The organism is Xanthomonas sp. AC360 (assembly GCF_979258225.1).
Map to the genome: position 1 here is coordinate 2,513,056 of NZ_OZ409846.1, position 21,404 is coordinate 2,534,459.

Sequence of the window (21,404 nt, forward strand, 5' to 3'; positions counted from 1 at the left end):
GGCGACTAGCTTGCCGCATACCCCGCATAGGGGCAATGAAGAGCGCCAGCGTGAAGAGGACGAGGTTCATCGCAAACCGTGGCGCGACCGGCGTGCCGCTGTGGGTCAGCGCAGTGCGGCGACGTGGGCAACACTGCTTTCGCGCAAGGCCTGCAGGTCATAACCGCCTTCCAGCATGGATACCACCCGACCCCGCGCATGCCGCTCGGCCAGGGTGCGTAGCGCGCCGGTCAGCCAGGCGAAATCATCGTCGTCCAGCATCAGATCGGCCAGCGGATCGCGCAGATGCGCGTCGAAGCCGGCCGAAATCAGGATCAGCTGCGGGCGGAAGGCATCGATCAGCGGCAGCATCTCGTCTTCCCACACGTTGCGGAAGCGCAAGCCATCGCTGCCGGGCGGCAGCAACAGGTTGTGGATATTGCCAACGCCGCGCTCATGGACGCTGCCCGAGTGCGGGTACAGCCCGGACTGATGCGTGCTCAAATACTGCACGGCCGGGTCGCGTTCGAAGATCGCCTGGGTGCCGTTGCCGTGGTGCACATCGAAATCGACGATGGTGATGCGCTCCAGGCCATGCCGGTCGCGTGCATGGGCGGCGGCCACGGCGATGTTGTTGAACAGGCAGAACCCCATCGACACCTGCGCGGTGGCGTGATGGCCGGGCGGGCGGACGGCGCAAAAGGCGGTGCGGGTGAGGTCCTGCATCACCGCATCCACGGCGGCGATGCCGGCGCCGGCGGCGCGCAGGGCAGCCGCGCGCGAGGCCGGCACCATGCGGGTGTCCACATCCAGTTGGCGATAGCCTTCGAACGCGGTCTCCAGCACCGCGTCCACCTGCTCGCGCTCGTGCACGCGGCACAGGTCGCCCAGCTTGGCCAGCGGCGCCTCACGCCAGTCCAGGTCCGGAAAGGCGGCGCGCAGGGCGTCGACGACCGCCTCCAGGCGGGCAGGGCTTTCGGGGTGCTCAGGGCCGGCGTCGTGACCGAGACAGGCGGGATGGGTAAAGACCAGCATGAGATGACTTTAGCCTGTCCGCCGCGCCAGGCACATGCTCAACCGCGCCGGCGGTCGTGCCGCCACAGCACTTCCTGCTGACCATCCACGCGTGCCAGCACGCGGGCCAGCACGAACAGCAGGTCGGAGAGCCGATTGAGATAGCCGATCGCCTCGCTGCGCACCGACTCCTGGCGCGACAGCGCAACGGTCTCGCGCTCGGCCCGGCGCACGATGGTCCGCGCCAGGTGGCAGCGCGCGGCCGCTTCGCCACCGGCCGGCAAGATGAACTCCTGCAGCGGCGGCAAGCTGTCGTTGAAGTGGTCCAGGTGGCGTTCCAGGGCCTGGATGTCGGCCGCCTCGATGGCGGCATGGCCGGGGATGCAGAGCTCGCCGCCCAGGTCGAACAGCTGATGCTGCACGGTGGTCAGCAGCTCGGCAATCGCAGTGGGCACGCCGGGTGCGGCCAGCAGCACGCCGAGCGCCGAATTGGCCTCGTCCACGGTGCCGTAGGCGTTGACGCGCAAGGCGTCCTTGCCGGTCCGGCTGCCATCGCCCAACCCGGTGCTGCCGTCGTCGCCGGTACGCGTATAGATACGTGAGAGCCGGTTGCCCATGGCTCAGCCGGCCTGGCGCTGGCGATGGGGCGCAGCCAGGCGCTCGGCAACCACCTGGATGACGGCTGCGGCCGCGACGTACAGCGCTGCGCTGCGCAGGTACGGCCAGAGCCAGTCGCTGTAGTTCTTGAACCAGCCGGCGAGGGTGGGTTCGCTCACGCTGGCGCTGATCCAGTAAAAGCTGCCTTGGGCGATCAGCTGACACAGCGCCACGGCGATGAGCAGGGCAGGCACCAGCGCGACCAGCGCAGTCCATTGGGCCCCGTGATAGTGCCGGCGCAGCCACACACCCCCGGCCCACAGCGCGAAGTACGCCGGGATCAGGCACCAGTACGCCGGCGACACACAGTAGTGCTGCCAGAAGCTCATGCCTTGCTGGGTGATGACCAGCCAGTCCACCGCGACCGCCAGGCCCATCAGCAGCGGAAACGCCAGTTTGCTGCGCGCAGCCAGATGAAACCCGCCGATGAAAAACACCGCCCAGGACGCGTCCGGGACCGGCGCGAAGTGATTGATCCGTGTGGCCGCCATCAGGACGGCGAGCAGGCTCAAAATCAGGGTGTCGTGCGAGCGAGAAGTCATGCGCGGGGGTTGCCGGATTACAGGTGCGGGAGTGTAGCGTGGAACCTGGCGTGCCCGCGCCACTGCCTGGCCTACGCTGCGCCGGGCATCGGCAGGCATGACAACGGCATACCGGCTGGACGCGTCAACGTGTCTCATCCGGCGCGCGCGATGCGCTGCGGGCGAGGGCTTATCATGGGCGAATGACATATCCACATGACGTTTTGATCGTTGGCGGCGGCCTGGTCGGCTCCAGCCTGGCGATTGCGCTGGACCGCCTCGGCCTGGATGTCGGGCTGGTGGAAGCCACGCCAGCCGGCACGCCGCCGGCCGTGTTCGATCAACGCAATCTGAGTTTCGCCGCCGCCACCGTCAACGCCTTGGGCGTGCTGGGCGTCATGGCCAAGTTGCGTAGCCCGCCCGGGCCGATCCGGCGCATCCACGTCAGTCGTGCCGGCGATTTCGGGCGCGTGCAACTGGACGCCGCCGATTACGGACGCGACAGCTTTGGGCAAGTGGTGGTGGCCCGCGACTTCGGCGACGCCCTGCAGGCACGCCTGGACGAATTGACGCAGCTGCGCCGGTATCGCCCGGCGCGCTGCATCGGCGTGGAACCGGTGCAGGATGGCGTGCGCACGCTACGGCTGGCGACCGACGACGGCGAGCAGCGCGTCCGCGCCAGGCTGGTGGTCGGTGCCGATGGCAGCCACAGCGCAGTGCGCGAACTGCTGCATATCCAGACCGACACGCACGATTTCCTGCAGACCTTGTTCGTGGCGCGCGTGCGCGCCTCCAGGCCGCCGGATGGCACCGCGTGGGAGCGCTTCGGCGAGCACGGGCCGACCGCGCTGTTGCCGCGGGGCGACCGTCATTACGGCGCAATCCACTGTGTGGCGCGCGCCGAGGCCGATGCGGTCGCCGCGCTCGACGAGGCTGGCTGGCTGGCCCGGCTGCAGCGCGCGGCCGGCTGGCGCGCCGGGCGCTTTGTCGCCAGCGGCGAACGCAGTGCATATCCGCTGGTGCAGGTGCTGGCCAACAACCTGATCGCCGAGCGCGTGGTGTTGCTCGGCAACGCCGCGCAGACGCTGCACCCCATCGGTGCGCAGGGCTTCAATCTTGGATTGCGCGACGCGCTCACCTTGGCAGAGCTGATCGAACACGATCGCAGCGATGCCGGGAGCGGCGCGCTGCTGGCCGACTATGTGGCGCGTCGACGCGTGGACCGCGAGCAGACGATCGGCTTCTCCAGCGGGCTGGCGCGGCTGACCGGCAATCCGGCACCGTTGCTGCGGCCGCTGCGCAGCCTGGGATTGCTCGCAACCTCGCAGGCCGCGCCGCTGCAATCGATGCTGGTCGGCGGGGCGATGGGGTTCCGTGGCGATGTGCCGCAGCTGTGCCGGGGGATCGCATGAGCCGCCGCGGTGCGCGCGATGCGGTGATCGTCGGCGGTGGCGTGGTTGGCGCCGCCTGTGCGCTGGCGCTGGCCGACGCGGGTTTGAGCGTTGCGCTGGTGGAAGGGCGCGAGCCCGCGCGCTGGCCTGCCGATCAGCCCGACCTGCGGGTCTATGCCTTCGCCGCCGACAACGCCGCGCTGCTCGACAGTCTTGGCGTGTGGGCCAGCGTGCGCGCCGGTCGCGTGCAGCCGTATCGGCGCATGCGGGTCTGGGATGCCGGCGGTGGCGGCGAGCTGCGCTTCGATGCCGACACCTTGGGCCGCGAACAACTCGGCTGGATCGTCGAACATGCGCTGCTGGTCGATCGCCTGTGGGCGGCCGTGCACAGCGCGGGGATCGAAGTGCATTGCCCGGCGCGTGTGGCCGAACTGGAGCAGGACGCCAACAGCGTGCGCCTGCGTCTGGACGATGGCAGCCGGCTGGAAGCGGCGATTGCCATCGCCGCCGATGGTGCGTCGTCCACCTTGCGCGACCTGACCGGCTTGCCGGTGTCGCGACACGCCTACGCACAACGCGGCGTGGTTGCCTTTGTGGAGACCGAACAACCGCACCAGGCCACGGCCTGGCAGCGCTTTCTGACCACCGGGCCACTGGCATTCCTGCCGTTTGCCGAAGGCCGCAGTTCGATTGTCTGGACCTTGCCCGATCGCGAGGCCGAGCGCGTGCTGGCGCTCGACGATGCGGCGTTCGCGCGCGAGCTGACCCAAGCCTTTGCCGCGCGTCTGGGCGCGGTGCGTGTGGTTTCTGCACGCGCTGCATTCCCGCTGCAACGGCAGTTGGTGGAGCAGTACGTCAGTGGCCGCGTGCTGACCTTGGGCGACGCTGCGCATGTGGTGCATCCGTTGGCGGGGCAGGGCGTCAACCTGGGCCTGCGCGATGTCGCTGCGCTGCGCGAGGAAGTGCGCGGCGCGCTCGCCAAACGTGCGGACTGGGCCGCGCCGCATCGCCTGCAACGCTGGGCGCGCACTCGCCGCAGCGACAATACCGTGGCCGCCTATGGCTTCGATGCGATCAATACGGTGTTCTCCAACGACGAAATGCACCTGACCCTGTTGCGCGGTGCCGCGCTTGGCCTCGCCGGCAGGTTGCCGCCGCTGGTCGATGTGCTGTGGAAGCGCGCCTCCGGCGGCGCGTAAGCCATCTCGCGTCTGCCGGCCTGCGCTGTGGCTAGCCGGCATAGCTGACGTTCTATGTCTCTGAGCTTATAGCGCAGGCCACATCTTCCATACGACGCACGCGGCCGGCGTGGCTACAGTCGCGCCATGACTTCCGTTTCGCACACCTCCAGACCCACCTTGCTGCTGCTCTGCGGCCTGCTCTGCGACGCCGCCATCTGGCAACCGCAGCGCGACGCGCTGGCGGATCTGGCCGATGTGCAGGTGCTGGATTTCCCCGGATTCGACAGCATTGGGCAGATGGCGTCCCACGTGCTGGCTGGCGCACCGCCACAGTTTGCGTTGGCCGGGCATTCGATGGGCGGGCGGGTTGCGCTGGAAATCATGCGTCAGGCGCCCGAGCGGGTGACGCAGCTGGCACTGCTCGATACCGGCATTGCACCGCGTCGCGATGGCGAACGCGAGGAGCGCCAAGCGCTGGTGGATCTGGCGCAGACGCAAGGCATGCATGCGCTGGCGCTGGCCTGGTTACCACCGATGCTGCACCCCGCACGCAGCGCCGATACCGGTTTGATGCAAGACCTCAGCGCAATGGTGCAGCGGCAGAGCGCGCAGAGTTTCGCTGGCCAGGTCAACGCGTTGCTGGAGCGCCCGGATGCCGCGCCGGTGCTTGCGCAGATTCGCTGCCCCACCTTGCTAGGGGTCGGGCGCCAGGATGCCTGGAGCCCGCTGGCACGGCATCAGGACATGGCACGGCAGATTCCGCAGGCGCGCCTGGTCGTATTCGAAGATTGTGGGCATATGGCGCCGGTGGAAGCGCCCGCTGCGGTGAGCACCGCGCTGCGCGAGTGGCTGAGCACGTGATCGCCCGTACCGCAGGCGGCGTCAGTTCGGTCGTCTCGGGAATTGTCCTGCGCTGAAGTATCGCTAGCGCTTTATCTGTGTCATTCCACCGCCAAGGGAGGCTGCTGCGTGTCTGCAGATATTTCGATCATCGTTGCGTGCGAACAGCTGATTCGCCGGTTCGCCCTGCATAACGACCGCCATGAGCACCAGGCGTTGGCTGCGCTGTTCACTGCCGACGGCGTCTTTGCACGACCGAGCGCGCCGGATGCGCCCGTGCATGGACGCGAAGCGATCTTGGAGGCCTTCAGCGCTCGCGCGCCACGCAACACCTGTCATTTGATGCTCAATACGCTGGTCAGCGTCCAATCGAGCACGCTGGCCCATGCGCATAGCCATGTGCTGCTCTATAGCGCACCGCAGGCCGACGCGTCTGTCCCCTGGACGGCGCAGGCGCCTGCACTGATCGGCACCTTCGACGATGTGCTGGTGCACCAGGACAACCAATGGTTGTTCAAGCAACGCCTCGGCGCATTGCTGCTGCGCGTCGAGGCGCACTGACCGAGATTGATCGCTGTCTGTCTGTTCAACGATGCCGCCGGCCCTTACAGGCGACATCTCGACACTGCTCTCCCCCCAGTCGCGTTGCCTCAATCGCCCATCTTCGTTGGAGAATCGCCTAGTGGAACGCGCATGTTCGTCTGTTGGTCGTCGTCGCTCATCGCTCCGGTCGCATCGCCTGCGCGCCGGCAGCTTGACTCTGCTCCTGGGTGCGCTGGCGCCGGCGGCGGCCTTCGCACAGGCGGTGCCTGACACAGTTCCGGTGCCGCAAGGCATCAACCTGGGTGGCACCAGCTTTTTCGATGGTTTTGGCTCCACCCAACCTGGCTGGACGGTGATCGAATATCTGCGCCATGCGCACCTGAATGCCGTCCTGGATGCGCAAGGCAACGATTCGCCGGCGTTTCGTGATCCGAAGATCAGCAGCTCGGCAGCGCTGACCCAGCTCATCTACGTGACGCCCTATAAATGGTTGGGCGGCACGATTTCCGTCGATGCCATCGTGCCGCTGGTCAACCAGAATGCCTCGTTTGCCGCAGACAGCCCTGTGCGGTTGAGCGACAACGGATTCGGCGTTGGCGATATCGCGGTCGGGGCGGCGTTGCAGATGCCGCCGGTGATGCGCAACGACCGGATCTTGCTGTTTCAGCGCTTCGCCCTGGTGGCATTTGCACCTGTGGGCAAGTTCGATCGCGACATCGCGATCAACCAGAGCACCGGCTACTGGTCGTTCTCGCCGCATTGGGCATTCACGGTACAGCCCACCGATAACTGGGAGGTCAGCATGCGGCTGCATTACATGTACAACTTCCGCACCGACCGTGCCGGTGGAGTGCCGCCAATTCCCGGTTTCCAGTTCCGCAACGGCCAGGCAGGCGATCTGGCGTGGCTGAATTTTGCCAGCTCGGTCAAGGTGACCGAGCAGCTGCGGGTCGGTGTCAACGGCTTCTACCTACGGCAGCTGCAAGACAACCGGACCAATGGCCAGCGCGTGCCCGACAGCAAACGCACGCAGTTCTACATGGGGCCAGGACTCTCGTGGCGGTTGGACCCGAAGAACGTGCTCAATTTCAATGTCTACCTGCCGGTCGAGGTCAAGAACTCGGTGGCCGGAAACACCTTCAACCTGATGTTCGTGCACTCGCTATAGCGCAAGCAAGCTGCCCTGCACGCCGACCGTCTTGGTCAGCGTGCAGGGTCGAATGTAGCCATGTCTTGCTCTATGCGTGGTCCTGCGTCGCAGGTACGGCCGACATCCGCTCCACGCGCATCGATGCCATTGCCACTGCTCGGCGCGCGGTCCCGCGCACCCCGAGGCATCACATGCCCATGCTGTGCCGTTGCGTATTGGCATGTTCGCGGAACAGTAACTCCGCCCGCGCGCCATCGCGTTGTTCGATGGCAGAGACAATCGCGCCATGCTGCCGGTGTCCGTAATAAAGATCGTCGTAAGCCAGCGTGGCCGAGCGCTGACCGAACACCACGTTGACCGGGCTGACGAACGGCACCAGCGTGCAGCGGTCCACCGTCTCGGTGAGGATCGGTTTGTTCGCCGCCACCACGATGGCGCGATGGAAACGGGCATTGATCGCGCCATAGGTCTGCTCATCGCCGGCATCGAGGCTGCGCTTGGCAAATAGCCGGTCGCCTTCGCACAGACAGGCGTGCAGGGTGGACAGCAATGCGGCCGACGCGCCCTGTTCGGCCACCGTGCGTGCCGCCATGCCCTCCATCAGTGCGCGCACCTCCAGTGCATCCAGGCTTTCCTGTTGGCTGAAACGCCGTACCGCATAGCCACGGTTGCCGACCTGTACCAGCAGGCCCTCTTGGCACAACGCCGGCAATGCCTGGCGAATAGGCGTGCGCGAGATGACCAGGCGCTCGGCCAGGGCCGCCTCGGTGATGCGCTCGCCCGGGGCAAAGGCGCCGCACAGGATCAATTCGCGTAGCTGCTGGACCGCTTGCAATCGGTGGTTGTTCGCCATTGGCTCCATTCTCTCGCGCCGTACCGCAGCGCACGTTCCTTCGAAGGGGAAACTAGCAATTACTTGTATAAAAACCTTGCGGATGAGATCGCTTGATGGCACTTTGGATCCCAAGGATACCGTTTTGGAGATCCGCAGTGGTTGGTCGTCCGTGTTGGGATCCATTGCACCGTCGATCCTGACCCAATCAATGACGTGCGCTCTGCCTCTCCTGGCAGTGGTGCGCAGCAGGAGCAAAGCATGGCTAGCATCATCGGCGGCATCGGAACCTCGCACGTTCCCACCATCGGGGTGGCCTACGACAAGGGCAAACAACAGGATCCAGTGTGGAAGCCGCTGTTCGACGGCTACACGCCGGTGGCCGAGTGGCTGGCCGAACAACGGGCCGACGTGCTGGTGTTTTTTTACAACGACCACTGCACGACCTTCTTCTTCGATCTCTATCCGACCTTCGCCCTGGGCGTCGGCGAGCGCTTTCCGGTCGCCGATGAGGGCGCAGGGCTGCGCAACCTGCCTCCGATCCGTGGCGATGTACAGCTGCAGGCGCATATCGCCGAATGCCTGGTGAACGACGAATTCGACCTGACCGTATTTCAGGACAAGCCGATCGACCACGGCTGCGCGGCGCCGTTGCCGCTGCTGTGGCCGCATGTGCCTGACTGGCCGGGCACGGTGGTGCCGATTGCGATCAACGTCCTGCAATACCCGCTGCCGACCGCGCGCCGCTGTTTTCGCCTGGGCCAGGCGGTGCGCCGTGCGATCGAGTCATACCCGGAAGATCTCAGAGTGGTGGTGGTCGGCACCGGCGGGTTGTCGCACCAGATCCATGGCGAGCGCACCGGTTTCAACAACACCGACTGGGACATGGAGTTTCTGGACCGCTTTCAGCACGCGCCGGAAACGCTGACCGATCTCACCCATACCGACTATGTGCGCCTGGGCGGTGCCGAGAGCGTGGAGCAGATCATGTGGCTGGCCATGCGCGGTGCGTTGGATGGGCCGATCCGCAAACTGCATCAGAACTACTACCTGATGACGACGACCGCGATGACCGTGGTGCTGTACGAGCCGGGCGAAGAACGCGCCGATGCGCCGCGCTCGGCAGAGCTGCTGGCGCGCACCGCCAACGCGGCATGAGGGCCTGCATATGAATCCGCAAGTACACGGCATGGACAAGATCGACGGCACCTACCTGTTCGATCTGCGCACCAGCAACCGCGCGCTGCGCCTCAATCGTTTTTTCTGGCATATGATCCGCGCCCCGTGGCGCGACCGCTTTTTGCAGGACGCGGAAGTGTTGATGCAGGAAGCCGAGCTCACCGAGCACGAGAAAGCGCTGATCCGTGCGCGCGACTGGCTCGGACTGGTGCAGTACGGCGCCAATTTTTTTGTGATCGAAAAGTTCGCCCGCGTGGTGCGCACGACCAATCTGCAGGTCTACGCCATCATGCGCGGCGAGTCGTTCGAAGACTTCATGCAGACCCGGCGTGTGCCCGAGGCACGCTGAGCTGCGCGTCCCGGTCGCTGGCCGGGCGTTGCCACCCGACTTTCCAACGTAAGGCCCACCCCCTATGACCATGTCCTCCGTGTTCTTCGAACACCGCATCAAGGTCCGGCATCTACGTGTCATCGAGGCGCTGGATCGGCAAAAAAGCCTGCTCCGTGCCTCACGCGTATTGAATGTCACCCAGCCTGCACTCACGCGTGCCTTGCAGGAGATCGAAGAGATCGTCGGTGCGCCCCTATTCGAACGCCATTCGCGTGGCGTGCGTCCCAATGCGATGGGCGAGGTGCTGGTGCAGACCGCGCACGTCGTGCTCGGCCAGCTGCGCCGCGCACAGGACACCTTCGAAGGGCTGCTGCAGGACGATGCGCTCACTATCACCGTCGGCGCGTTGCCGGTGGCGGCGAGCGGCCTGCTGCCGTCGGTGCTGGCTGCCTTGTACCGTGCCGAGCCCACGCTGCGTGTGCGCCTGCTGCATGGCCGTACCGATGAATTGCTGCCCAAGCTCGCCGGAAACGAGGTGGATCTGGTCGTTGGCCGGTTGTATCCGCTGGCCCGCTACGATGCGTTGGTTCGCAAGGTGCTGTACCAGGATCCGATTGCGCTGGTGGCGCGGAGCGACCATCCCTTGTTTGCCAATGGCCCGGTGCGCATCGCCGAAGCGGCCGCGTACCGACAGGTATTGCCGACGCTGAGTCAGCATGTGGAGCGCGACGTGGCGCAGGTCATGCGCGAACATGGGCTAGCCACACGCGATCAACTTCGTTCCAGCTCTGCAAGCTTTACGCGCGAGATTCTGCTCGGCACCGACAGCATTGCAGTGATGCCAAGCATGATGGTGGCAGGCGACATCGCACGCGGCGAGTTGCGAGCCTTCCAGCTGCAGCAGCCGTCGCAGGCGCGCGCAGGTGGCGTGATCTATCGCGACAGCAGCGCCATCCTCAAACCCGGTGTGCGGTTGTTGATGCGCGAGCTGGAACACCAGCTGGCGCTCATGGCCCAGCAAGGCGCGGTGTGGGTGGACGACCAGATTGGCGAGCACGATATTTTGCTGGATGCGTCTGCATAACCGACGATGGAATCCCCCAAGCGAGAGCTGCATCGTCGACCGGGACGGATGCGATGCAGCACTGGCCTGGGGAGTTGCACTGTTCGGCTGTATTCGCGGAATGCGCAGGGATGCGAGGCGCGCTGGATTGGACGTTGTAGCGCGCCCGGTTGATCCCGCACCGGAATACTCGAGCGGTATTCATCGCGGTGATCCGAGTAAGCAAAGTCCACGTGTGGGCGGCAATACGCACGCCCACGCCGCACGGTTGCTACCGCTATCAGGCATCGTTGGCCAAGGCATCCTTCAACCGCGCCTTCTGCAGCTTGCCGGTTGCCGTACGTGGCAAGGCCTCGACCAGGCGTAGGTGTTTGGGGACCTTGTACTTGGCCAGGCGCTCGACCAGATAGCTGCGGATCTGCTCCAGATCCGTCGCCTCAGCGGCTGGCACGATCGCCAGGTAGCCCACCTCGCCCCATTGTGGGTCGGCGATGCCGACCACGGCGCATTCGCGGATGTCCGGGTGATCCGCCAGTACCGCTTCGATCTCGGCGGGATACACGTTTTCGCCGCCGGAAATGAACATGTCCTTCTTGCGGTCCACCACCCAGAAAAAGCCGTCGGCATCACGCTTGACGATATCGCCGGTGCGGAACCAGCCCTGTGCGTCGCGCATCTCCGCAGTGGCCTGCGGGTCGCGCCAATAGCCGGGGCTGAGGTTGGGGCCGCGCAACAACAGTTCGCCAGGCATGCCCGCCGGGCAGTCGTTGCCATCGCCATCCACCACCCGCGTTTGCACGCCCGGCGACGAAATCCCCGCCGCACCGAGCTTGCGACGAATCACGTCGCAATCCACCGACATGCCGAACACCGTGCCGGCTTCGCTCATGCCGAAGCCGCAGACCATGGGGATGCCATCGTCCAGCCAACCGAGCAGATCGTCGCTGGCATGCGGCGCGCCGCCGCTGACCAGCGCGGTGAGGTGACGCAGCGTTGACGGATCGAAACCGGGCTGGCTGCGGAACGCCTGCATCATCTGCGGCACGCCGACGTAGTGAGTAATGCCCAGCGCCGGGTTGCCGAGCCAGCTCAAGGTACGCTTCGGTTCGAAGCCGCTCGACACCTGGATCGACCCGCCCAGCGCCAGCGCCGGCCGCACATTGGTCGCCAGGCCGATGATGTGGAACATCGGCGCTTCGCACAGGAAACTGCTGTTGCCATCCACACGTGTGGTCACGCCGAAGTTGTGGGCCACCTGCTGCAGGTTTTGCTCATTCAACATCACGCCCTTGGGTTGGCCGGACGTGCCCGAGGTGAACAGGATCAGGCTCACGCGCTCGGGCGGGATGTAGGGCGTTTCGGCGGGTGCCAGCACCTTGGCACTGTCGATGAAGCTCGATAGCGCTTCGGCATGCGCGCGTCCGGCAGCGACATCGTCGCCCAGCAACAGATGCGGCTGCGCACGCTGCAGCAAGGTGTCCAGCTCGGTGCCGCTCAGCCGCCAGTTGAGCGGCACATAGATCGCGCCGACCCGCGCACAGGCGAAGTGCAGCGCGACCTGCCAGACCGAATTGCGGGCGAGCACGGCCAGCCGTTCGCCGTCGACACAGCCGCGCATCTGCAGCAGGGCGGCCAGTTGGCCGATCAAGGTGTCCAGTTCGGCATATGTCCATTCCTGCTCCAGCAACAGGTCGCGCGCGGCAAGCCGGTGCGGTGTGAGGCGGGCATGGAAGGAAATCGAGTCGGTCGGCATGGTCATGGCGCTGTCTTTCCGAATGCAGAATGGGGGAGTGACGTGCGTGAGTGCGACGGAGATGGCAGGAAGGTTGACGCGTGCGCGCAACCACGCATTAGGCGTTCACAGACACGTTGCCAACACACCAGCGGAGATGACGTGCCGTGGTGTACGGCACGTTGCATTGCGGCGACGCAGGCATGCTCGCCGCGTAGCCGATGACGTAAAACTCAACCGAGATAGACGGTCTTGGTTTCGAGAAATGCATGCAGTCCTTCGATGCCGCCTTCGCGACCAATTCCGGAATGCTTGACCCCGCCGAACGGCATCTCGATATCCACCCACATGCCATTGATCGAATGGCTGCCGCTGCGCACGCGTCGTGCAATGCGATACGCGCGATCAACATCCTCGCTATAGACGGTGCCGTGCAAGCCGTAGTCGCTTGCATTGGCCTTGGCGATCATGTCGGCCTCATCGTGATAGTCGATGAAGCTCACCACCGGGCCGAAGATTTCTTCGCGGGCAATGGTCATGTCCGGCGTGACGTTGGCGAACACCGTCGGCTCGATGAAGAATCCACGCGGCAAATGCGTCGGGCGGTTGCCTCCCATCACCAGTTGCGCACCTTCGGCGCTGCCCTGTGCGATGTAGGACTGCACGCGTTCCAGTTGCCGGGCCAGCGCCAGCGGACCCATGCCGGTGTCGGCGGCGAACGGGTCGCCGAGCTTAACTGCGCTCAGTGCCGCGCAATATGCCTGCAGGACTTCTTCGCGCCGCTGCGCAGGCACCAGTACGCGGGTCAGCGCGAAACATACCTGCCCGGTGATCGGCATGGAGTAAGGCACCAGGCTGGGCAGCACTTTGGCGAGGTCGGCGTCTTCGAGCACGATGGCGGCCGACTTGCCGCCCAGCTCCAGGCCGACCCGCGCCAGGCGTTCGGCGCAGGCCACGCCGATCAGTCGCCCGGCCTGGGTGGAGCCGGTGAAGCTGACCTTGTCGACCAGCGGGTGCCGGATCAGCTGTTCGCCGACCTCGCGGCCGGCCGGCAACAGATTGAACACGCCATCGGGCACGCCTGCGGCGCTGATGCATTCGGCCAGGATGTACGCATCGATCGGGGTCTCCGGCGAGGGCTTGGCCACCACCGTGCATCCGGCAGCCAGCGCAGCGGCGACCTTGTAACAGAGCAAGACCAGTGGCGCGTTCCAGGGCGTGATCGCCACGACCACGCCGACCGGTTCCTGCACCACATGCACGCGGCCGCCACTGGAGCGTGCGCGCGGCTCGACGAACGGATGCATGGCGATCAGATCGCCGTAGTAGTCGAACAGGCCGGGCGCCTGTTGCGAGGCGCGCCGGCTGAAACCGATGGTGGCGCCCACCTGGCCGGTCCAGGCTTCAGCCAGCTCCGGCATGCGTGCGCGCAGCTGGTCGGCGACGCGCTTGAGTATTACCCCGCGCTCGGGGGGTGACAGCTGCGGCCAGGGGCCGGTGTCGAAGGCGGCACGTGCCGCAGCGACGGCGGCTTCGGTATCTGCGTGCGATGGTTCGGTGTAGCGCAGCAGGCGTTCTTCGGTGTGCGGGGCGATCACATCGACATGGCGATCGCCGGTGCTTGCGCGCCACTGGCCGTCGATGAACAGGCCCAACGGCCCACGCGCGGCAATCCCGCGCAGTGTTGCGGATAAGGCTTCCATACTCCCTCCTCGGTGCAGAAAACCACTGGCAGCGCCAGCGATGCGTGGGTTGCACGCATCGCTTCAGGCGCCGTAGGACGTGCTTAGGCGCTGTTTTTCTTGAGGTCGTATTCGCCCAGGCCAGGCTTGTAGCTTTTCTCGTCGATGAATTGACGGATGCCTTCCTTGCGGGCGTTGTTGTCGAACGAGTTGGCCGCTTCCTGCATGCGCACCAGATAATCTTCGGCTTCGTCGTAGGTCATGGTGCCCACGCGGCGCACCGCGTCTTTGGCGTATTTCAGCGCGATCGGGTTCTTGCGCAGCAACAGCTCGGCCACTTCGCGCGTGCGTGCTTCCAGTCGCTCCAGCGGCACGCTTTCGTTGACCAGGCGCCATTCGGCCGCTTTCTTGCCGTCGACCATTTCGCCGGTCAGCGTCATCCACATCGCATCGCGCATCGACAGCAGTTCGACCGCCACCTTGGTCACGCCGCCGCCCGGCAGGATGCCCCAGTTGATCTCCGACAGGCCGAACTGCGCTTCATCGGCGGCAATAGCCAGATCGCAGGCGAACAAGGGGCCGAAGCCGCCACCGAAACACCAGCCGTTGACCATCGCGATGGTGGGCTTTTGATACCAGCGCAGGCGCCGGAACCAGCCGTAGGACTCGCGTTGTGAACGGCGCACGCCGCGCAGGCCCTGTGCTTCGGTTTCGCGGAAGTACTCTTTCAGATCCATACCGGCCGACCAGGCAGTGCCTTCGCCGCCGAGCACCAGCACGCCGACGCTGTCGTCGAATTCCAGCTCGTCCAGTACATCCATCATGCGGCGGTTGAGCGCCGGGCTCATCGCGTTGCGCTTGTCCGGGCGTGCAAACTTCACCCAGGCAATGCGGTTTTCGATGCGAACCGATACCACGTCATGCTCGTTCAAGCGGCGTCTCCTTCAAGTCGGGGGCTGCGGGTTCAGAGGTCTTCGGCCAACGCGGTCTCTGCCACGGTTGTCCGCTCCAGCGTGGCGCTGGCGTTCAATTTGCAGAGCAGGCGGAGCAGGGTTTGTTGCTCGGCGGCCTGCAGGCCGGTGCAGGTACGCGCGACGGCGCGCGCCAGGCAGGCCTGTGCCACCTCGAGCGTGCGGTGGCCCTGGTCGGTCAGATACAGGCCTTTACTGCGACGGTCGCGACCGGCCAGGCGTTCGATCAGGCCTTGCTCGGCCAGCGCGTTGGCGATCTTCATGCCGGCGGCGCGATTGACCAGCAGGCGGTTGCCGAGTTCGGTCTGGTCGCAACCGGGCTGGTCGCGGATATGGATCAACGCAGTGACGCGTGCCGGGGTGAGATGCAGCTCGGCCAGTTCCTGGCGGGCGGCATGGCTGGACGCCAAGGTGGCCAGTTGCAGTTGGTAGCCGAGGTCTTTGGCAAGTGCCAGGCGAGCGGTCATCAATCCATCCAAATTGTATCCGTTAAATACAATCTAGCCGACCGAAGCGGGCGCTGCAAGGGGGACGGGCCTCAAAAACTGAAGTGCGGTGCGCGCCCGCGTAATACCGGCGCGCCTGCGTGCCGCCGAGGTGTGCGACGTGATTACTGGGTCAGCCAGCCGGCCAGCTGCTCGCGGGTCAGATAGCCGCTGTGGCGGGTGTCGAGTGCATCGAATTCATCGGCCAGCGCGGGGTTGGCCTGTGCTTCGGCACGGCTGATGCGGCCATCGCCATCCACGTCCATCGCCTGGAAATCGATGCGGTAGCTGCCGACCACGCTGCTGGGCTGGATCGAGCGCACGATCACGCTCGATTCGCCGCGCGGGCGTTCCAGTTGGGTCTGGTGCGTGACTTCGCCGCTGGACAGCGGTTGGGTGCGGATGACGTTGGGTACATCGATCAGCGGCATGCTGCTGGCCGGCGTAGGTGCCTGCTGGGCGGAGGCGATGCCGCAAACGAGCAGCAGTGCGGTGAGTGTGGCGATACGGCGGATGGTCATCAGATCCCCCTGATGTGGAACAGCCGGCAAGGATAGAGGGTGCGGGCAGCTTGCGGTGGGTGGCATGCGGGTGGGATGTGGCGCATCGCCAGATCCTTTGCGCAAGCTGGGCGCAGCGGCGTCGGCATCAACGCTGGATCTGGCGGGGCGACGGCACGTTGCCGTCGCCTTGCAGGTCACTCAGCCGGGGATGAAGGGAAACACGATCTTGAGCAAGCCCTTCAAGCCGCCTTCCGCGGTGCTGGCCACCGCTTTGGCGCCCAGACTGTTGAGTGCGCGACGCACATCGTCCCAGCGCAGCTGCGCAATGTCCTTTTTCAGCAAATCCGCCACTTCTTCGGCGGTGGGCGTGAGCTTCTGCAATTCGCGTACCGCCGCCTGCGGATCCTGCTGCAGATAGCCCCAGCGTTCGGCGATTTTCAGCAGCGTGTCGAAGCGCACCGCCACCACTTCGCGATTGCGTTCGTATACCGGCAACGCGCCGACATCGAGAATGGCTTGCTCGAATTGCTGTGCGTCGTCGGGATGTTCGATCCGCACCGCCAGAAAACCTTCTTTGCGGCTGCGTTCGCTGACGTGCTTGGCACCAGAGCGCAGGTTGTCTTCGGTGAGCACGTTGGCCACGATGCGCTGCATCGCCGCGTCGCCTTCTTCGGGCACCAACGCGCGCCAACGCGCATAGCCATCGCGACGCAAGGCCTTGACCTTGGCCGAGGTGACACGCAGCTGCAGTGCGACAAGGGCGTTGGAGCTATTGCGCGAGATGGCGCCATCGCGCTCCAGCAGCACGAAGATCAACAGTTCCAGGTCGCGTTTGGTCAGCGACTGAAACCCCTGCAACAGGGTCAATCGCAGGAATTCGCTGCCAAAGGCGGCCGCGTCCTTGAGTTCGATGGCTTGCATGGGGGAGTCCTCCGCGGGTGACCTGCAGGATGCCAGGATGCTGTTGCGCGGCCTGAGAACCAATGCGACGCGCGCAGCAGTTTCAGCGTCCGGTTTCGCGCCCGGGGCGATCGGATCTGAACGTTTCAACTGCGCCGCGATCCTGCAGGGTGACGAACACCTGTTTGCCATCGCTGCCACCGAAGGCGACGTTGCTGGCCTTGCGGCCTTTCAGCGCGACCGTGCGCAGCAACTTGCCTGCCGGCGACACCACCGCGATCTGTCCGGCATCGTAACGGGCGATATACAGATTGCCGTCGGCATCGCAGCGCATGCCGTCCATACCGAAATCGGGAAACGCGATCAGCAGACGTTTGTTGCGCACGCTGCCATCGTCCAGGCGGTCGTACACCCACACCTTGCGCGACATGCTTTCGTTGACGTAGAGGCGCTTGCCGTCCGGGCTGACGTCCAGTCCATTCGGCGTGGTCATGCCCGATTCCAGCAGCCGCACTGCGCCATCGCGACCGATGTGCCACAAACGGCCGCTGTTGTCTTTCCAGTTCGGATCGCTGGCATAGAAACTGCCATCGGGTGCCAGTGCCAGATCGTTGGGACCATCGGAATCGGGCAGCGAAGCGAAGGTGCTCACCGCGCGCGTCTGCAAATTCACTCGCAGGATCTTGTGGCTGGTGTAATCGGCCACGTACATTGCGCCGTCGCGAAAGCGAATGCCGTTGCCGGTGCTGCCGGCAGGCAAGGTGACAAACACCTCGGCAGTTGCGCTGCCGTCTGTTTGCAACGCGATGCGTGCAATGGTGCCGTCCTTGCCCAGATTCACCGCATACAGCGCGCCGTCCGGGCCTGCTGCCGGGCCCTCGGCGTTATGCGTGAATGCGCCATCTCCGATCAGGTCGCGCGCAACGAACGGCGGATCGGCAGCGATGGCGAGCGAGCTGGACAACAGCAGCGCCAGTGGCAGGAAACGATGGCGGGCAGCAGCGGTCATGCGGAGTCCTCCAGAGATGATCGTCGGCAGTGTGCCAGACCGTGCAGCGCGACCATGGCGATGATCACGTGCGATCAAGTAAGGTGCGCGGGCAGTAGTGGATCGGAGCAGCCGATACATAACGGCGTGTCGTCGAGCCGATGTGGCCGATGCGTGTCATGTCGCGCCTGCATCGCAGCGTCCGCTGCGCTAATGCTGTCTGCACGATGCCGCTTGGCAAACGCTGGTCGCTATTCTTTCTAAGAAGGAGGTTTGCATGTCCGTGGAATCCTTGACACGTCGCCGTTTGCTTGCCGCCTTCGGCAGCGCCGGCATCCTGCTTGGCGCACCTGCATGGGCGTTGCCGAAAAAGAAGCCGGGAAAACCGCTCAATGTGGCACTGGCAGGCTTGGGAAGTTATGCCAGCGAGCAACTCGCGCCGGGCCTGGCTTTGACCAAACACTGCAAGCTGGCGGGCATCGTGACCGGCACGCCGTCGAAGATTGGGCAGTGGCAATCCAAGTACGGCATTGCCGATCGCAATGTCTACAACTACGACAACTTCGACCGTATCGCCGACAACGACGACATCGATGTGGTCTACATCGTCACGCCGACTCACATGCATGCACCGCTTGCATTGCGTGCGGCGGCGGCCGGTAAGCACGTGTGGTGCGAAAAGCCGATGGCAATGCATGCGGGCGAATGCGAGGCGATGATTGCCGCCTGCAAACGCAACAAGGTGGCGTTGACGATCGGCTACCGCATGCAGCACGAACCCAATACGCGGCGCCTGATTACGATGGCCGGCGAGAAGCCGTTCGGCGCGATGCAACGCGTGCGTGCCGAGGCCGGTTACAACGGCTATCGCGATACGACCAAGGCCGATCGCCCGTGGCGGCTACGCTCGGAATTCGGTGGCGGTGCGATGTACGACATGGGCGTGTATCCGCTCAATGCCGCGCGTTACACCGTGGGCGCCGAGCCGCTGGCGGTCACCGCCAAGCGCTGGACCGACCGTCCCGAGTTGTTCGACGAGGTCGACGAACATATGGATTTCACGCTGGAATTTCCCAATGCCGTGCGTGCGGCATGCAAGACCAGCTTCGGTGCCAACATGAACGTGCTACGCGCCGACTGCGAGCGCGGCTGGTACGAGCTGTCGCCGTTTCAGAGCTATCAAGGCGTCACCGGCAAGGCCAGCGACGGCAGCGTCTTCGATGTCAAAGTGCCGCATCAGCAGGCATTGCAGATGGACGAAGACGCATTGGCGATCATCAATGGCACGCCGTTGCGTGCGCCGGGCGAAGAAGGCTTGCGGGATATCCGTATCGTCGATGCGATCTACCGCTCCGCGCGTGAAGGCAGCAAGCGCATCGTGCTGTAAGTCGGCAGGTGTCGGCGGTCGACAGGCCGCCGACATAGTGAATCAGCAAACCGCAGGAATGTGCGACCGAAGCATGGGGCTGGAAGCTGCCACCAGCCTTCAAGATCCACCACCAGCCACCGCTGCTCCAATTCCATTCCAACACCTGTGCACGACAGGCACAGAGCTCATCGCGCAACGATTGCTGGAATTCATGGCGAACATGTGCCGGCAACGCGCCGATCAAACGCTTCTACGAATCCCGAGTCTCGAACTCCTGTGTCCCCGCATCTGCTCCAGCGTCTGCAGGAGCATCACAAAGGCAGTGCTCACTGCGCAATAACTGCCGGAATCTACGGCTAACACGTGCAAACAACGCGCCGCCCAACCGCTTCTACCACTCCCCAATCCCGACTCCCCAATCCCAGCTCAGCTCAGCTCAGCTCAGCTCAGCTCAGTCACGCATCGCAAGCACGGTGATCTCTTCGCGATCGTGATACAGCTGCTTGGCACGCACGGTCAGCGATTTTTCGGCCTGCTGTTCGAACAGGTCCAGGCACAGGCGCGTCTCGTCCCAGCGCTTTTTCATCGGCAGTTTGAGGTTGAAGATGGTGTGGCGGCACCAGCCTTCGCGTACCCAGGTGGCCATGCGTTCGGCCACGCGGCGCGGTTGCTCGACCATGTCGCAGACCATCCAGTCGAGCGGTTGCGCCGGCTTCCAGTGAAAGCCGTCGGCGCGCAGATGTTCGACCAGCCCGGTTTCCAACACATGCTCGCGTAGCGGGCCGTTGTCGACGCTGGTCACATGCACATGCTGGCGGGTGAGTACCCAGGTCCAGCCGCCGGGAGCGGCGCCCAGATCGGCCGCGCGCATGCCGGGTTTGACCAGACGCTCGCGTTCCTCGGGCGTGAGCAGGGTGAGCAGCGCTTCGTCGAGCTTCAGTGCCGAGCGCGATGGCGCTTCCGGCAGCAACTTCAGGCGCGGAATGCCCAGTGGCCACGGCGCACTGTCGTCGGCATCGGCTACCGCCAGCAGTGCGTGGTCGCCATCGAGAAAACACACATGCAAGCGCGGCAGTCGCGGTTGCGGCTTGTCGGTGAGCAGGCCGGCCTTGCGCAGTGCCGGGCGCAACGCATTGCCGAAGCTGCGCGCCAGGCCCGCCAGCGGTTTGCCAGCGTCCGAATCCGGGTGCTCCACCCACAAATCGCCAAAGCGCGCCTGCCCTTCCAGTGCGGCCAGGATCGGGGTGATGCGGTCTTTGGGGTCGATGCCCTTGAGTTCCGCCAGTACCACCAGTTTCTGTCGCGCGAAGATCAACTCGCGCCAGTGCAGCTTTGCAGCCAGTTGCGCTGCCTCATCGCAGACGAACAGCACATAGCCATCGTTGCGCTGCGTACGCGCATAGCCGGCGATGCCGACGAACGCGGCGCGCGCACTCAGTTCGGCCGCCAGTTCCGGCTCGAAGCCTTGGCGGCAATAACACAGCAGCCCGCTCATCGCAGTGCTCGCAAGGACAGGTCAATAATGATCACCGCCGCCCTCGCCGTAGCTACGCAGCACCGCACAGGCCTGTTCGCGTTGCACATCGCGGACCACCTCGATGCCGCGGCGGGTGAGCTCGCCCACCCAGTCGGCAGGCAGCGGGCCTTCATCGAATTCGGTCAGTGCCATCACGTCTTCGGCGCGTGCGCCGATCAACAGGCGGTCGATACCGGCCCAAACCGTGGCGCCATAGCACTGGCAACATGGCTGCGCAGAAGTGGCCAGCGTTACCGGCGACAGCACGTCGTTCAAGCGTGGCGTCTGCAGGCGCTGCTGCGCGAGCATGTAGGCCATGTTCTCTGCATGCGCCAGCGAGGTATTTTGCGGCACCACGCGGTTGACCGCAGCCGCGATGATGTGATGATCCGGGCCGAACACGACAGCGCCAAACGGGCCGCCGCTGCGCGCTTCCACGTTCATCCGCGACAGCGCGATGGCCAGCGCCACCTTGTCGTCGTCGCCGGGATAGGCGCGGCTGGCGTCTACAAACTCATGAATCCAGGCGGGCAGGGTGAGGTGGACTTGCGCGTAGAGCATCAGTGGACCGGTTGCT

At 64.9% G+C, this 21,404-nt stretch carries 22 protein-coding genes; 9 read left to right on the forward strand and 13 right to left on the reverse strand.

The features are described from left to right. Positions 1–105: 105 nt before the first annotated feature. The 3 genes from ACZZ0O_RS10720 to ACZZ0O_RS10730 are packed head-to-tail and all read right to left on the reverse strand — an operon-like array spanning position 106 to position 2,192. The gene (locus ACZZ0O_RS10720) at positions 106–1,014 is read right to left on the reverse strand and encodes a histone deacetylase family protein (RefSeq protein ID WP_055851131.1); all 909 of its coding nucleotides are present in this window, start codon (positions 1,012–1,014) and stop codon (positions 106–108) included. A gap of 38 nt (positions 1,015–1,052) precedes the next feature. After that, a complete protein-coding gene (locus ACZZ0O_RS10725) occupies positions 1,053–1,610 on the reverse strand; it encodes a cob(I)yrinic acid a,c-diamide adenosyltransferase (protein ID WP_115561359.1) in 558 nt (185 codons plus the stop codon). Between the two features lie 3 nt (positions 1,611–1,613). Next, entirely contained in the window at positions 1,614–2,192 is a 579-nt protein-coding gene (locus ACZZ0O_RS10730) for a hypothetical protein (protein ID WP_055851139.1), read from the reverse strand. A gap of 182 nt (positions 2,193–2,374) precedes the next feature. Between ACZZ0O_RS10730 and ubiH the strand changes: the two genes are divergently transcribed. The 5 genes from ubiH (at position 2,375) to ACZZ0O_RS10755 (ending at position 7,294) form a co-directional block, all read left to right on the forward strand. Then, a complete protein-coding gene (ubiH, locus tag ACZZ0O_RS10735) occupies positions 2,375–3,583 on the forward strand; it encodes a 2-octaprenyl-6-methoxyphenyl hydroxylase (protein WP_463590761.1) in 1,209 nt (402 codons plus the stop codon). Beyond that, entirely contained in the window at positions 3,580–4,761 is a 1,182-nt protein-coding gene (locus tag ACZZ0O_RS10740; RefSeq protein ID WP_463590762.1) for a UbiH/UbiF family hydroxylase, read from the forward strand. The genes ubiH and ACZZ0O_RS10740 overlap by 4 nt, the downstream gene beginning before the upstream one ends. A gap of 126 nt (positions 4,762–4,887) precedes the next feature. Further along, positions 4,888–5,604, forward strand: a complete 717-nt coding sequence (locus tag ACZZ0O_RS10745; protein WP_463590763.1) for an alpha/beta fold hydrolase — start codon at positions 4,888–4,890, stop codon at positions 5,602–5,604. Between the two features lie 108 nt (positions 5,605–5,712). Continuing rightward, entirely contained in the window at positions 5,713–6,144 is a 432-nt protein-coding gene (locus ACZZ0O_RS10750) for a nuclear transport factor 2 family protein (protein ID WP_463590764.1), read from the forward strand. 193 nt (positions 6,145–6,337) lie between these two features. Beyond that, on the forward strand, positions 6,338–7,294 hold the full coding sequence (locus ACZZ0O_RS10755) for a SphA family protein (RefSeq protein WP_238151781.1): 957 nt from the start codon (positions 6,338–6,340) through the stop codon (positions 7,292–7,294). Positions 7,295–7,463: 169 nt separating this feature from the next. On the opposite strand, the gene ACZZ0O_RS10760 is transcribed toward ACZZ0O_RS10755, so the two are convergent. Then, positions 7,464–8,138, reverse strand: a complete 675-nt coding sequence (locus ACZZ0O_RS10760) for a GntR family transcriptional regulator (RefSeq protein ID WP_463592440.1) — start codon at positions 8,136–8,138, stop codon at positions 7,464–7,466. A 231-nt stretch (positions 8,139–8,369) separates the two neighbouring features. On the opposite strand from ACZZ0O_RS10760, the gene ACZZ0O_RS10765 reads away from it, so the two are divergent. From ACZZ0O_RS10765 to ACZZ0O_RS10775, 3 genes are all read left to right on the forward strand, one after another. Then, positions 8,370–9,266, forward strand: a complete 897-nt coding sequence (locus tag ACZZ0O_RS10765; RefSeq protein ID WP_055851163.1) for a gallate dioxygenase — start codon at positions 8,370–8,372, stop codon at positions 9,264–9,266. Positions 9,267–9,276: 10 nt separating this feature from the next. Beyond that, on the forward strand, positions 9,277–9,636 hold the full coding sequence (locus tag ACZZ0O_RS10770) for a protocatechuate 3,4-dioxygenase (protein WP_115512460.1): 360 nt from the start codon (positions 9,277–9,279) through the stop codon (positions 9,634–9,636). A 64-nt stretch (positions 9,637–9,700) separates the two neighbouring features. After that, complete coding sequence (locus tag ACZZ0O_RS10775) at positions 9,701–10,702, forward strand: LysR substrate-binding domain-containing protein (RefSeq protein ID WP_055851169.1); 1,002 nt, start codon at positions 9,701–9,703, stop codon at positions 10,700–10,702. Positions 10,703–10,961: 259 nt separating this feature from the next. Here the strand turns inward: ACZZ0O_RS10775 and ACZZ0O_RS10780 are convergent, their stop codons facing one another. The 7 genes from ACZZ0O_RS10780 to ACZZ0O_RS10810 all read right to left on the reverse strand — a co-directional run bounded on the left by ACZZ0O_RS10780 (position 10,962) and on the right by ACZZ0O_RS10810 (position 17,963). Then, positions 10,962–12,440 carry an AMP-binding protein gene (locus ACZZ0O_RS10780; RefSeq protein ID WP_463590765.1) on the reverse strand — a complete coding sequence of 493 codons (1,479 nt, stop codon included), beginning with the start codon at positions 12,438–12,440 and terminating at the stop codon, positions 10,962–10,964. Between the two features lie 206 nt (positions 12,441–12,646). Continuing rightward, positions 12,647–14,116: an aldehyde dehydrogenase gene (locus tag ACZZ0O_RS10785; RefSeq protein ID WP_463590766.1), complete on the reverse strand. Its 1,470-nt coding sequence runs from the start codon at positions 14,114–14,116 to the stop codon at positions 12,647–12,649. Positions 14,117–14,199: 83 nt separating this feature from the next. Then, a complete protein-coding gene (locus ACZZ0O_RS10790; RefSeq protein ID WP_055851179.1) occupies positions 14,200–15,027 on the reverse strand; it encodes a p-hydroxycinnamoyl CoA hydratase/lyase in 828 nt (275 codons plus the stop codon). A 32-nt stretch (positions 15,028–15,059) separates the two neighbouring features. Continuing rightward, the gene (locus tag ACZZ0O_RS10795; protein ID WP_115527158.1) at positions 15,060–15,533 is read right to left on the reverse strand and encodes a MarR family winged helix-turn-helix transcriptional regulator; all 474 of its coding nucleotides are present in this window, start codon (positions 15,531–15,533) and stop codon (positions 15,060–15,062) included. Positions 15,534–15,676: 143 nt separating this feature from the next. After that, the gene (locus ACZZ0O_RS10800; protein ID WP_323521724.1) at positions 15,677–16,072 is read right to left on the reverse strand and encodes an EF-hand domain-containing protein; all 396 of its coding nucleotides are present in this window, start codon (positions 16,070–16,072) and stop codon (positions 15,677–15,679) included. A gap of 180 nt (positions 16,073–16,252) precedes the next feature. Next, positions 16,253–16,975 carry a hypothetical protein gene (locus ACZZ0O_RS10805; RefSeq protein ID WP_463590767.1) on the reverse strand — a complete coding sequence of 241 codons (723 nt, stop codon included), beginning with the start codon at positions 16,973–16,975 and terminating at the stop codon, positions 16,253–16,255. Between the two features lie 82 nt (positions 16,976–17,057). Then, positions 17,058–17,963 (reverse strand): SMP-30/gluconolactonase/LRE family protein, encoded by a 906-nt coding sequence (locus tag ACZZ0O_RS10810; protein ID WP_463590768.1) that lies wholly within the window; start codon positions 17,961–17,963, stop codon positions 17,058–17,060. A gap of 256 nt (positions 17,964–18,219) precedes the next feature. Here ACZZ0O_RS10810 and ACZZ0O_RS10815 point away from each other — a divergent pair, with 256 nt between their 5' ends. Continuing rightward, positions 18,220–19,329: a Gfo/Idh/MocA family protein gene (locus ACZZ0O_RS10815; RefSeq protein ID WP_463590769.1), complete on the forward strand. Its 1,110-nt coding sequence runs from the start codon at positions 18,220–18,222 to the stop codon at positions 19,327–19,329. 433 nt (positions 19,330–19,762) lie between these two features. On the opposite strand, the gene rlmM is transcribed toward ACZZ0O_RS10815, so the two are convergent. Together rlmM and ACZZ0O_RS10825 are read right to left on the reverse strand one after the other, a co-directional pair. Then, on the reverse strand, positions 19,763–20,806 hold the full coding sequence (gene rlmM / locus ACZZ0O_RS10820; protein WP_323515171.1) for a 23S rRNA (cytidine(2498)-2'-O)-methyltransferase RlmM: 1,044 nt from the start codon (positions 20,804–20,806) through the stop codon (positions 19,763–19,765). 21 nt (positions 20,807–20,827) lie between these two features. Beyond that, positions 20,828–21,388 (reverse strand): nucleoside deaminase, encoded by a 561-nt coding sequence (locus ACZZ0O_RS10825; protein WP_055851196.1) that lies wholly within the window; start codon positions 21,386–21,388, stop codon positions 20,828–20,830. Between the last annotated feature and the right edge of the window lie 16 nt (positions 21,389–21,404).